This window comes from Candidatus Enterococcus murrayae, from assembly GCF_017315985.1.
Lineage (GTDB): Bacteria > Bacillota > Bacilli > Lactobacillales > Enterococcaceae > Enterococcus_A > Enterococcus_A murrayae.
Window position 1 is genome coordinate 1 of sequence record NZ_JAFLVR010000047.1, and the last position, 13,372, is coordinate 13,372.

Below are 13,372 nucleotides of genomic sequence, written 5' to 3' on the forward strand. Positions count from 1 at the left end.
TTACTATCTGATTTGAATAGTACATTAATTGTTGTTAATTTTATTATCCAAGTATATAGAAATACTGGTTTTGTATTTATTGAGTCTTATGGATTGTACTGGCATCAGAGAAAAAAACCAATCATAGAAGCAATAATGAATTTGGTAATTTCATTAGTTTTTCTTTCTGTGTTTAAATTAGGAATTGCCGGAGTTTTATTGGGAACAATTATTTCATCATTAGGATACGTTATTTGGTACGAGGCCTATATTGTTTTTAAGCATGCTTTTGATAAAAGTTTTTTTGAGTTTATAAAAATTATGCTTAACTATTTTCTTCAAATTGTATTGTCGTGGGGAGGCGCATCTTATTTTTCTAGAATAGCGTTGAGAGATGACGGCTCGGTTGTGGATGTAATTGTCTCAGTAATTGTCAGCCTAATAACTGGGATTATTGTTTATTTATCCCTAAATTTTAAACGCAAAGAGTTTAGATTTGTTGTTAGTATTGTGGGACAAATTTTGAATAAAATAAAGGGGAAATTATGAATATTTGTATAGTCGGACCGTCATTTGGGTATGGTGGAGCAAACATAGTTGCGGCAAATGTGGGAAAAAAATTAAGCGAAAACAATAAGGTTTATTTCGTTGGATTTAAATCAGACGCGAACTATACTAACATCCCTGAAGATCAAATGTACTATATTGGAAATGAAAAAAACAGATTCTTTAAATTATTTGTCAAGGCCAAAAAAGCGTCTGAATTATTGTTGAAAAAAGAAATTACACTTTCTAAATATTACAAAGACGAAATAGATAATTTGTGTAGAATTGTGAATCAAAACAGCATAGATTTAGTGATATTAAATTCTTTTGTCTCATCTACAATATTTTGTGTGGAGTTAAAGAAAAGACTAAATATTCCTGTTATTTCTTGGATGCATGAATCAGTTGAACATAGTTTTAATGATCTAGCAAAAAACTATCCTACAGCTTTTGAACAGGCTTTGGTACGTTCTGATGAGATTGTGTGTTTAACAAGAAATGATTCAAAGAAGTTTTTAACATTAAACAAAAAAACGAAAGTTATATATAATCCAGTAAATATTGACAAAAAGAAGATATCACAATTGGAAGATAAAGTTATCTCTTTCACTACTAGGTTGGATATTCAAATTAAAGGATTAGACTATTTGGTAGATATTGCACAAAAGTTACCTGATGATTGGCATGTGAGAGTAGCAGGACAAGGACGCGAAGATCAAATAAAGGATTTTAAGTCATTATTAGAAACCAAGGATAAAAAAAATAAAATTGAGTTTGTGGGATCATTATCTGGGAAAGAATTAGAAGAGCATTACAGGAAAAGCTCTATTTTTCTGTCAACTTCCAGAGTAGAAGCCTTACCATTGGTACTGATTGAAGCATTGTTTTTTGGTTTACCAATAGTTAGTTTTGAACATAGTGGAGCTGTTGAAATTCTGGATTCTGGAAAGTTTGGATGTCTTGTCAAAAAATATGATCTGGAAGAAATGACTGAGAAATTGAATAAGTTAATTCAAAATAGAGATTTGCGCGAGGAGTTTCAAAAAAAGTCTTTGGAAAGATCTGAAAGCTTTGATACAAGTCATATACTTAATCAATGGCAGAGTTTGATTGCAAATATAATCCAAAATGGAGGAGAAGAAGTTGATTAATTATCTTATCACCGGCGGCGCCGGTTTCATCGGTTCTACATTAGCCAACCACTTATCCAAGGAAAACAAAGTAATAGTACTGGATGACCTCTCAATGGGTAAAAAGGAGAATCTAGTGGTAAATCTAAATCTCGAGTTTATTGAAGGCTCAGTCACAGACAAAGATTTGATGACTGAAGTTCTTTCAAATAATAAATTTGACTATATTTTCCATCTAGCAGCAATCGCAAGTGTAGCAGACTCAGTAGAGCGTCCGGTTGAAACGCATCAAATTAATTTCGAAAGTGTTTTGATGATGTTAGAGTTAATCAGAAAATATCAAAAAGATTTGAAGCGATTGGTTTTCAGTTCATCGGCAGCAGTTTACGGAGATGAACCAACATTACCTAAGCATGAGGACTCGGTTATTCGACCTTTGACTCCTTACGCGGTAGACAAATTTGCTGCGGAGCAGTATGTGCTAGACTATAATCACCTTTATGGTATTAATACTAGTGCGGTACGCTTCTTTAATGTTTATGGACCAAATCAGAATCCAGAATCTCCTTATAGTGGAGTAATTTCAATTTTGGTTGATCGCTATAAGAAAATCCAAAAGGGTGAGGATACACATTTCACATTGTTTGGTGACGGCTCACAATCTCGTGATTTTGTTTTTATTGAAGATGTTATACAAGCTTTATTACTTGTAGCGAGTAAAGATGAGGCATTGGGTAGGCAATTTAATGTTGGAACGGGTAATGCGATTACACTGAATGAATTGATTGAAGTAATCGATGAAACATTAAATATTAATTTATCTGTAAAACACGAATCTGAAAGAGATGGAGATATTAAAGATTCTGTTGCCGATATTTCCAGATTAAAGAAATTAGGTTATAAACCTAATTTCAGTGTTCAAGAAGGTATGAAGAAATATTTAGCATCAGAAGAATTGTTTTAAAAAGTCGGAGCATATCCGACTTTTTTTTGGTATTATGGTAGATAGTTGTGAAGTTAGGAGCGTAAAGATGAACAGTGAAAAAATAGCTATCCTCATTCCTTGCTACAATGAATCACTCACGATCAAAAAAGTGATCAATGATTTTCAAAGGGAGTTACCTGAGGCGGATATCTATGTTTATGATAATAATTCTACGGATAATACGTATGAGATTGCACTGAATGAGGGGGCAATAGTTAAAAAGGAACCTCGCCAAGGTAAAGGGAACGTTATTCGTCAAATGTTTTTTGATATTGATGCCGATTACTATTTAATGGTGGATGGGGATGATACGTATCCAGCAGAGAATTCTCAAGAGTTGGTTGCGGCTTTAAGAGATGGCAAAGCAGATATGGTTATTGGTGATCGTTTATCGAATGGAACCTATTTTAATGAGAATAAACGCGCTTTTCATGATTTTGGAAACAATTTAGTCAAGAGTTCGATCAACCGGTTATATCAAGCAGATATTAAGGATGTAATGACTGGTTATCGTGGATTTAACCGTATGTTTGTAAAAAGCTTTCCTGTAATGAGTTCTGGCTTCCAGATTGAAACAGAGTTTACAATCCACGCTCTAGATAAGCGTTTTAAGTTAGTGGAACTCCCGATCGATTATCGTGATAGACCTGAAGGCAGTGAATCAAAATTGGATACTTATTCTGATGGAATCAAAGTTTTATTGACCATTTTGAAAATGTTTAAAGACTATAAGCCACTTTTATTTTTCTCAGTTTTTAGCTTGATTTTCTTTTTATTTGGTCTTATATTTGGAGTTCCAGTAATCAATGAGTTTATTAGGACGGGCTTTATTACTAAGGTACCTTCATCGATCCTAGCAACAGGTCTGATGGTATTTTCATTGTTGTTGTTAATTACCGGATTGATTTTAGATACGGTTGTAACAAATGCAAAGAAAGAGTATGAATTAAACCTGCATCGTTTGTATGAAGAAAATATTCAAAAGAAAAAAATATAATTTCCTTAACTAAATAAATTTTACATTTCACTCCTCTTTCATTTCATGTATAATGGTTTAAGTTATGACATGAAGTAAGGAGGAGTTGTTTTTGTCTGAGGATCAAAATCAACACTCAGAAGAAGGATCTTTTAAAGAGCAGATTATGCGTGCTTTAGAAGAGGGTCGAAAGAATCGTGAAGTAGAGTCAACAAAGAAAGCAAATACGACTACTCGAACTTCGGAAGTAAAAAAAGCTATTAGCGATGATGACGATTTAGCATCGTCTTATGAACGCTTATTTGGTAATAGACAAAAGAAAAAAGAATCAACTACTGCTGAGCAGAAGTCTAAACCAATTGATGCAAAAGAAGAAAAAGTAAAAAAAGAGGAACTGCCTGAACTTCCTAAAGAAGAGAAAACTTCAGAGAAAGCAGCTCCTAGTAGTGGCTCTGAATCAAAGCCTGAGAAGCGGAAAGAAACAAGGAAACCGTCGGCTGATAAAAAGAGGACTATAAAAGAAGAGCAAAAGAATGAACCTTCAACTATTCGAGATAAAAAAACGACTTCACATCATTCGAACTCAAAAAAAACAGCTAAGGCTAGTTCAAAGCAAGAAGAGCTGAAAGTCAAAGCTGTAAAGGAGTCGCATAAGGATGAGCATGTTGAAGAAGAACCATCGATTTTCCATCGTCTTGGTGAAAAATTCGACGAGCTTCGACAAATGGATGAGGAATTTGAAGGGGATTTAAGTGAGGAGAGCAACTTGAAACGAGCAGAACGTCGCAAAGAGGACCGAGTCGTCCGTAAAATCGTTTATATATTGACGATCGGTATTTTGATCGTCGCCGGAATTTTAGCAATCTCAGGGTATAATTATGTGAGTGCCGGCTTGAAGCCACTAGATAAGAATGATAAAAAATTGGTACAGGTAGAGGTTCCCAGTGGTTCTTCAAATCGCCAAATCGGTGATATTTTAGAAGATGGGGATGTCATCCGTGATGGCATGGTCTTCAATTTCTATACGAAATTCAAGAATTTAACGAATTTCCAGGCGGGTTATTATCAATTTTCACCAAATATGACTTTGGATCAAATTAGTAAGGAATTGCAGCAAGGAGGAAGCGCCGAGCCATTGGATGATGCTTCTAAGCTAACGGTTCCTGAAGGATATGATGTTGATAAAATTGCCAGTCTAGTGGCTAAGAAGACAGACTTCAAGAAAGAAGATTTCATCAAAGTAATGAAAGATGACAAATTCTTCGACCAGTTGAAAACGCAATATCCGGATCTATTAACAGATGCAGGTAATGCGAAGGATGTACGTTATCGTTTAGAAGGGTATTTATTCCCAGCGACCTATAATGTTCACAAAAATAGAAGTCTTGAAGATCTAGTGACCCAAATGGTGGATACTACTAATCAAGTTTTAACCCCTTATTATAATCAAATTAAAGAAAAAGGGTTAACTGTTCAAGAAGTCATGACGTTGGCTTCCTTAGTGGAAAAAGAAGGGGTTACTCAATCTGACCGTAAGAAGATCGCACAAGTCTTCTTTAATCGAATTGATGCTCAGATGGCATTACAGTCAGATATCTCAATTCTTTATGCGCTAGGCGAACACAAAGAGGTTGTAACGATCAAGGATACTGAGGTGGATTCACCTTATAACTTGTATACAAATACTGGTTATGGGCCTGGACCATTCGACAATCCAAGTCAGGAAGCGATTCTTGCGGTTCTTGATCCAACTGAAAATGATTATATTTATTTTGTTGCAGATATCTCAACCGGAAAAGTTTATTATGCGAAGACATATGAAGAGCATATGGAGCTGGTTGAAAAATATGTCAATAAAGAGAAATAAACAATTTACATTACAGTAATTACGTGGTAATCTTTTGTGGATTAAATCTATAAGGGATTACCTTTCGTAATTTTGTTGATTGAAGGAGAAGAAAAATGGTAGAAAAAACATATCCAATGACTCTAGAAGGAAAAGAAAAATTGGAGCAGGAATTAGAAGAATTAAAAACAGTAAAACGTGGAGAAATCATTGAAAGAATTAAAATCGCCCGCAGCTTTGGCGATCTATCTGAAAACTCTGAGTATGAATCTGCTAAGGATGAGCAAGCATTTGTCGAAGGACGAATCAGTACTTTAGAGAATATGATTCGTTTTGCACAAATTATTGATAATGAAAATGTTGACTCTGATGAAATTTCCATCGGAAAAACTGTTACTTTCGTTGAACTGCCTGACGATGAAGAAGAAGAGTACACGATCGTAGGGAAAGCTGAAGCAGATCCTTTAACCGGAAAAATTTCAAATGATTCCCCGATTGCTCAAGCTTTGATTGGAAAACGTGTAGGAGACGTCGTAACAATTGCGACACCAGGTGGAAACATGGAAGTTAAAATCACAAATGTGAAACAAAACTAAAATACATAAAAGAGGCGCTGGTCGCCTCTTTTATTTTGCTAGTTCTACTATAAGTGGTAGAAGTATGCACTATTTTACGTGTTGCGTTGGAAAAATACTTGTCCTTACGAGGCAGCTGTCAGTTTTAGTTAGGTTGCGACTTTAGACCGATAGTATTCGGTACGTAAAGAAAGTAGAATAAGGTATAAATAAAAAGTTGGGAGGAAAGATAAAATGAAAAGTCCATGGCGCTTTTTCATTGTAATTGAAGCCTTACTTGCAATTTTCTTATTATGGCAATTATCTTCAAATCCTGCGATGTTGATTATGCTGCTCTTTGGAGTACTTAATATATATTTGGCATTGCGAAGGCACCGTCGTCGAAAGTTCCAATTGATCTTAGGTTCAGTGATTTTAATCATCTGTCTAGTGAATAGTCCTGCGACTTGGTTGATGTTGATATTTGCCGTAATATTTCTTGGTCTTAAGGGCTTCGAGATTGCAGGTATATCAATGCCAAATCATTCTCTAAAGAACAAAAAGAGCATTGTAATGGTTGAGACGACTGATCCGACTAGCCATAATGGGGAACGTAAAAAGCAGAGCTGGATCGGTAATGATCGAATCGGTACACAGGTTTTTGAATGGGACGATATTAACGTAGCTATTTTGGCTGGCGATACGATTGTTGATTTGGGAAACACACTATTGCCCAAAGAGGACAGTATCGTAATCGTTCGTAAAGGCTTTGGCCGAACAAGAATCTTAGTTCCATACGGCATCGGCATTCTATTTGAACATGCTACCCTATACGGTAAGGTCGATTTTGATGAGGATACGCAGGTTCTTCGTAATGAAACAATCAAAATGTACAGTGAGGATTATGATGAAAGCCCTCGTAGATTGAAAATAGTGACTAACACATTGGTCGGAGATGTCGAGGTGATTCGCGTATGATGGGGAAATACTCCCGTTTACAGATTTCTCTTTATTCTGGTTTGATCTCCTTTTTGTTGATTTTGACAACATTATTTCTGTACATGTATGCAATTGGAAAAAAACAATTGCTAGCACAGCTGTTCATTGCACGAATCTTCTATATTCCGCTCTTTGTTCACATCATTGTGATTTCTTTGACAGTCAGTGCAGTCGTCTATTTTCTTGTGACGTTCTTAGAAAAGCGTCAGCTGGGAAAAATTGAAGGAAAATTGCAGAGCTTGGCGTCAGGCAACTATGATCAGCCCTCATTGGATGTAGCGATTTCGCAAAACAAGGAAATGTTGCTGGTTGATCATGATATCAAGCGTATCAAAGAGAAACTTGTGAGCATGTCACGAGAGCTGCAGCAACTAAGCAGCCAACCGCAAATGGTGGATGGCACGACGAAAGAAAAGATTTTAGAAGAGGAAAGACATCGTTTAGCGCGGGAACTGCATGATTCAGTTTCACAGCAGCTTTTTGCGGCGATGATGATGATGTCGGCACTTAATGAACAGTCCCAGCATTCGGAGGAATTGGAGCCTTATAAGAAGCAATTAGCGATGGTGGCGGATATTATTAATGCGGCACAATCAGAGATGCGTGCATTGCTGCTTCATCTGCGTCCAATTAGTTTGGAAGGGAAAAGTTTACGTCAAGGTATTGAGCAATTATTGAATGAGCTGCGAACAAAAATCCAAATTCAGTTAAAATGGGATATACAGGATATTTGTGTTTCGGCAAGTATTGAAGATCAGCTATTTAGAGTAGTACAAGAATTATTATCCAATACATTGCGACATGCAAAAGCTAACGAGCTAGAGGTTTATTTAAAAATTGTTGGTCAAAATATTTTATTGCGCGTAATTGATGATGGTGTTGGCTTTGAATCGAAGGATGAACATGCCGGAAGCTACGGACTGCGTAATATTCGTGAGCGAATTGCTGGTGTTGGGGGCTCAACAAAAATAATTAGCTTTAAAGGACAGGGAACAAGTATTGAAATTAAAGTTCCTGTTGTGGCAGAGGATAATACAGCTAGTTCTTTAAAAGACGATGAAACAAATTAGTTTTTTGATAAAAAATGAATTGCTTAACTAAATAGAAGATAATATGAATGGAATAAATAGGAATTAGGAGGCAGAGGATGATACGAGTGTTATTAGTTGATGATCATGAAATGGTTCGTTTAGGGGTTTCCTCTTATCTATCGATTCAATCGGATGTCGAAGTTGTAGGAGAAGCAGAGAACGGCGAGGAAGGCTATGAGAAAGCAATGGACCTTCGACCAGATGTGATTTTGATGGACTTGGTGATGGAAGTAATGGACGGCATTGAATCGACCAAGAAAATATTAAAAGATTGGCCAGAGGCAAAAATTTTAATTGTGACTAGTTTTATTGATGATGAAAAAGTTTATCCGGCTATTGAGGCTGGAGCATCCGGATATTTGCTCAAGACGTCGACAGCTCATGAAATCGCCAATGCTATTCGTAAGACCTATAATGGTGAACGAGTTCTGGAGCCTGAAGTGACTACGAAGATGATGGAGCAATTATCCAATCGTAATCGTCATGTTCTTCACGAAGAGCTGACTAATCGTGAACAAGAAATCCTATTGTTGATTGCTCAAGGAATGAGTAATCAGGAAATCGCGGATGAATTATTCATCACATTGAAAACAGTTAAGACGCATGTATCGAACATACTTGCTAAATTAGAAGTCGAAGATCGCACACAAGCAGCAATTTATGCATTTAAACACGGGTTGATAAAATAGAGAGTCATTCTCTGTTTTATTAACCCGCTCTTTGTTATACTAGAAAATGTAAGTTTTGCATGAGCTAGAAATCTTTTTTAGGAAAATAAATCTAATACACTATCGTGAAAAGTAAGGAGATATCATGAAACAAAGTTTTGTCATTATTGGTTTAGGAAGATTTGGCGGCAGTATATGCCGCACATTGATTGAATCAGGTCAGGAAGTTCTGGCAATCGACAGCAGTGAAGATCGAGTGAATGAATATATGAATATTGCGACACATGCAGTCGTTGCCAATGCCCAGGACGAAATGACTTTGCGTTCATTAGGTATCCGTAACTTTGATCATGTAATCGTTGCGATTGGCGAAGATATTCAAGCGAGCATTTTAGTTACCTTAATGGTTAAAGAGATGGGTGTTCCAAATATTCTGGCGAAGGCGCAAAATGAGTACCATGCCCGTGTGTTAGAAAAAATTGGAGCTGACCGGGTTGTACATCCTGAACGTGATATGGGACAACGAATCGCGCATAATCTAGTGTCAAAAAATATTCTCGATTATCTAGAGCTCTCTGATGAATTTTCTTTGGCGGAGATTAACGTAACCAATCGAAAATTTTATGGTAAAACATTAGATGAACTTGATTTTCGTCAGCGGTTTGGTCTGAATGTCGTGGCGATTCGTCGAGATAACCAAGATCCTATCGTTACTCCGCCGGCTGAGGAGGTTGTTTTAAAAAATGATCACCTAGTTGTGATCGGTCGGGACGAAGATGTCGATTATTTAGATGAAAAAATGAATGGATAGGTGAGCATGAAATGGAATTGACGATAACACCAAAAGCGCAAGAATGGTTTAAAAGAGAACTCGAATTGGCTGAAGGCCAAGGGATAAAATTCTATGGGAAAGTATATGGAAAGACTCAGGTACATGATGGATTTTCAGTAGGAATGTCGGTTGATACACCAGAAAGTCCATTGATAGAAGAAATTGTTAGTGGTATGATGTTCTTTGTTGAAGAATCAGATGAATGGTTTTTCAAAGGGTATGATTTAGTTGTTGATTATGATGAGAGGTTAGAAGAGCCGAAGTATGAGTTTCTAAAAGAAGACTCAAATCTGTAATTTTAATATGAATAATACGCAATTAGACTTGGAGAAATGATGAAAAAAATTGATAAAGTTTTGCCATATTTATTATTAACATTTGTGTTCGTAATTACAATCTTTAGTTTTAGAGATAATCCATTATCTCATGTTTTGAGTGGGCACGATTCATCCATGTTTCTTTATTTTGGTAAAGGGATTTCTGATGGGTTGGTTCCTTACAATGATATGCTTGATCATAAAGGACCGTTTCTTTTCATTATTGAATATTTTGCTGTATTAATCGGATTTGGCAATCTTTCGATTGGGATTTGGTTAGTAGAGTGTGTATTCTTAGCTGGGACACTTGTTTTTCTATATAGAACCTGTAATGTTTTTACAGGGAGTAACTTAATTTCAGCGATTGCATTAACTTTGTTAACTCCATTATTTATTTTGTGCTACGATGGTGGTAATTACTCTGAGGAATTTGCGTTATTATTTATAAGTATATCTTTCTATTTGTTTAGTAAAATCATAATACTTAATAAAAATATTAGGATAGATTATATTACGATTGGTTTTTTAGGAGCAGCTACTTTCTTTATACGAGTGAATATGATCTCGTTATGGCTAGTGTTCTGCTTATTCCTATTACTAACGAGTTTATACGATAAAAAAATAGATACTCTTATACAACAGATTAGAGGTATTTTTATTGGTGGGGTAATAACAACCTTGTCAATTATTGGACTTTCAATTTTTCAAAATAATTTGAAAGAAATGTTTCAACAAGCATTTATTATGAATTTTTTGTATTCTGATTCAGATCTAACTGGCAAATTAAAAGCGGCATTTAGTTTCACTGATTTATTGTTGAAAACAGGTCTTTTTCCGCTAGTTATAATTTTTTTTATTTCTGCGTTTGCTGATAATAAAAAAACTCCAAATAAGATTTATTTTGTTTTGTGTATTTATTTTGTAGTAAATTTTTTTACTGTGATCTTATCAGGAAGGTATTACACACATTACTTAATTACTCAATTTGCACCATTATCAGTTGTTATAGCACTGTCTATTCAATTTATTATGACATTTATTATTAATAGGGCTAAATTTATCGTATCATTACTTATGATAATTATAATTGCATTGCCTGCAACTTTTTCTGCTTTTAAAACTTATAACTGGAGCTACAATACTAATAATGTAAATAGTGATAAAACTCAAGTGAAAACTATTTCAAATTATATTAAAAAGAATTCTTCTAAAAAAGATAGTATATATGTGCATAATATCAATGCCAATATCTATTTGTTGAGTGATCGTTATTCGAACTCTCGTTTTTTTGTATTACCCGCAGTAAATTATGATAGGTTTCCAAAACTAAAAAAGGAATTTTCAGAAAAACTAGATTCTAATCGTCCGAGATTTATCGTAGTTCGAAAAGATTCACTATTGCAAAAACAAAGCTCATCAAATTTAAATAGTAAAGTTTTTATTACTCTTGAAGAAAGATATCATTTGGTGGAGGGAATAAAATCGGATAGCTACTTGCTTTATGAGATTAAAAAATAAAATTGATTTAAGATAATCTATTATGAGGTGTGTAAAGTGATATCAGTAATTGTTCCTTGTTTTAATGAAGAAGAAGCAATCCCTCTTTTTTTTACTGAAATGGAAAAAGTAAAAAGAAAAATGGCTCATGAGTTAGAATATATTTTCGTAAATGATGGATCGAAAGATGGTACTCTGAATATTTTGAGACAACTAGCGAAACAAAACAATTTTGTTCGTTACATTTCTTTTTCAAGAAATTTTGGTAAAGAAGCAGCATTATACGCAGGTTTACAAGCCGCTATTGGAGAATTAGTTACAGTGATGGATGTTGATCTTCAGGATCCGCCTGAATTACTACCTCAAATGATCGAAATGATCGAATCAGCGGATATTGATTGTGTAGGGACTCGTCGAGCTGACCGCAAGGGAGAACCACCTATTAGAAGTTTTTTTGCAAAAAAATTCTATCAATTGATCAATCGAATAAGTGATACTGAAATGGTAGATGGAGCTCGAGATTATCGATTAATGACTCGTCAAATGGTGGATGCAATATTGGAGTTAACTGAACATAACCGCTTTTCAAAGGGACTATTTAGTTGGGTCGGCTTTAAGACAGAGTATATTTCCTTCGAAAATCGTGAACGTGCAGCAGGGGAAACATCTTGGTCGTTTTGGAAATTATTTAATTATTCGATTGATGGGATAGTTAATTTTTCAGATGCTCCGTTGAATATTGCTTCATTTGTGGGAGCATTTTCTTGTCTGGTCGCTGTTGTCGCAATGATTTTTATCATTGTACGCGCCTTGATTTTTGGCGATCCAACGTCAGGATGGCCTTCATTAGTGACGATCATTCTGTTTATTGGGGGCGTTCAACTACTATGTATTGGAATTATTGGAAAATATATTGGTAAGATATTTATGGAAACGAAGAAACGTCCAGTTTACATTGTTAAGGAGACAGAAAAAAAGTTGGAACAATAAGTTCAATGTCATTAACTTGAGCCTATTGATAAATAGAAGTAGAATTAGTTGAAGAAGTTCCTTCAATTAATTCTACTTCTTTCGTTAGTGACTTTAGTCAGTTTTGCTCGCGTCAGCGAGTAAAAAAAGAATACCGCGCGTTTCTGCGCGTGGACGAAAGAGCTTTAGCGTTAAAAACTCCTTTCGATATACCAATAAGTGGCTAGCAACCACTCATTTTATCGAAAGGAGTTTTTCTATGCTATCAAATGACGACAAAAGTTTATCACATAGTATGTCCTGAATGCAACCGCTGAACCACTGATTACCTACAATCAAAAAACACCTCCACACTGACAATACAAGTACAAATCGGAGGTGGTTGCTTTATGAAAGAAAAGCAAGTGGTATTGTCATTAAGCTTGAAGGTCAACTGCAAGAAAACCGCATATTTCCCGCTAAAGTAGGAATAAAAATCAAGGCGGAAATGCATGATATTTTTATCTACAATGGTGCTAATTAATATCTTGTGCAGACGGTTAAGGTAACGCTGCTCTTTTTGATGACTACTTTTGAAGGAATATATAACAACAAAGGCTGTTGATGTTCATTATAGATATTCTTTTAAACAGAAATCGTGCAACAGCATTTTGTATTAATGGAGGATTTTATAATGAACTTAGCCACGTAAGTCAATAAAAAATACCATTCTAAAATTTGTGAATAGGAAAATAGTGTGTGTTTATCATTATGTTTTCTCGTTCAATAAGTTGATGATATGTCTTTAAAGGTATTGGCAATATTTGAAAATAACGATATGCTATGTAGGTACTAAAAAAGTCAAAACTGCTTGTTAGTAAGAATAATCATTGATTAAAATACGCACTAATCGCGGTGACGTGTTATGCAGATCGTCTTTTCTAGTATCAAAAGAAACAGAATTTCTTAGCTGCTTTTTCGATCATTCAATCAGCTAAGAAATT

12 protein-coding genes and 1 pseudogene are annotated in these 13,372 nt (G+C 35.1%); all 13 read left to right on the forward strand.

Features of this window, described 5'->3' with window-relative positions; translation table 11 throughout:
- Positions 1 to 528 (forward strand): annotated as a pseudogene (locus JZO85_RS17365) (transporter); the annotation flags it as partial.
- A complete protein-coding gene (locus JZO85_RS17370) occupies positions 525 to 1,676 on the forward strand; it encodes a glycosyltransferase (RefSeq protein ID WP_207109779.1) in 1,152 nt (383 codons plus the stop codon). The pseudogene JZO85_RS17365 and the gene JZO85_RS17370, both read left to right, overlap by 4 nt.
- Positions 1,654 to 2,619 (forward strand): NAD-dependent epimerase/dehydratase family protein, encoded by a 966-nt coding sequence (locus JZO85_RS17375; protein ID WP_429956451.1) that lies wholly within the window; start codon positions 1,654 to 1,656, stop codon positions 2,617 to 2,619. The genes JZO85_RS17370 and JZO85_RS17375 overlap by 23 nt, the downstream gene beginning before the upstream one ends.
- Positions 2,620 to 2,686: 67 nt before the next feature.
- A complete protein-coding gene (locus JZO85_RS17380) occupies positions 2,687 to 3,637 on the forward strand; it encodes a glycosyltransferase family 2 protein (RefSeq protein WP_207109781.1) in 951 nt (316 codons plus the stop codon).
- A gap of 703 nt (positions 3,638 to 4,340) precedes the next feature.
- The gene (gene mltG / locus JZO85_RS17385) at positions 4,341 to 5,483 is read left to right on the forward strand and encodes an endolytic transglycosylase MltG (RefSeq protein WP_207109859.1); all 1,143 of its coding nucleotides are present in this window, start codon (positions 4,341 to 4,343) and stop codon (positions 5,481 to 5,483) included.
- 95 nt (positions 5,484 to 5,578) lie between these two features.
- Entirely contained in the window at positions 5,579 to 6,058 is a 480-nt protein-coding gene (greA, locus tag JZO85_RS17390; protein WP_137665572.1) for a transcription elongation factor GreA, read from the forward strand.
- 213 nt (positions 6,059 to 6,271) lie between these two features.
- The gene (gene liaF / locus JZO85_RS17395; protein ID WP_207109782.1) at positions 6,272 to 6,994 is read left to right on the forward strand and encodes a cell wall-active antibiotics response protein LiaF; all 723 of its coding nucleotides are present in this window, start codon (positions 6,272 to 6,274) and stop codon (positions 6,992 to 6,994) included.
- Positions 6,991 to 8,085 (forward strand): sensor histidine kinase, encoded by a 1,095-nt coding sequence (locus JZO85_RS17400; protein WP_207109783.1) that lies wholly within the window; start codon positions 6,991 to 6,993, stop codon positions 8,083 to 8,085. Before liaF ends, JZO85_RS17400 begins: the two co-directional genes overlap by 4 nt.
- Before the next feature lie 77 nt (positions 8,086 to 8,162).
- Positions 8,163 to 8,795, forward strand: coding sequence for a response regulator transcription factor (locus tag JZO85_RS17405; RefSeq protein WP_010745977.1), 633 nt, complete (start codon positions 8,163 to 8,165; stop codon positions 8,793 to 8,795).
- Positions 8,796 to 8,919: 124 nt separating this feature from the next.
- A complete protein-coding gene (locus JZO85_RS17410) occupies positions 8,920 to 9,585 on the forward strand; it encodes a potassium channel family protein (RefSeq protein WP_207109784.1) in 666 nt (221 codons plus the stop codon).
- A gap of 11 nt (positions 9,586 to 9,596) precedes the next feature.
- Positions 9,597 to 9,902, forward strand: a complete 306-nt coding sequence (locus JZO85_RS17415; protein WP_207109785.1) for a HesB/YadR/YfhF family protein — start codon at positions 9,597 to 9,599, stop codon at positions 9,900 to 9,902.
- Between the two features lie 39 nt (positions 9,903 to 9,941).
- Positions 9,942 to 11,441 carry a hypothetical protein gene (locus tag JZO85_RS17420; protein WP_207109786.1) on the forward strand — a complete coding sequence of 500 codons (1,500 nt, stop codon included), beginning with the start codon at positions 9,942 to 9,944 and terminating at the stop codon, positions 11,439 to 11,441.
- A gap of 36 nt (positions 11,442 to 11,477) precedes the next feature.
- Positions 11,478 to 12,410, forward strand: coding sequence for a glycosyltransferase (locus JZO85_RS17425; protein WP_207109787.1), 933 nt, complete (start codon positions 11,478 to 11,480; stop codon positions 12,408 to 12,410).
- The last annotated feature ends 962 nt before the right edge of the window (positions 12,411 to 13,372 follow it).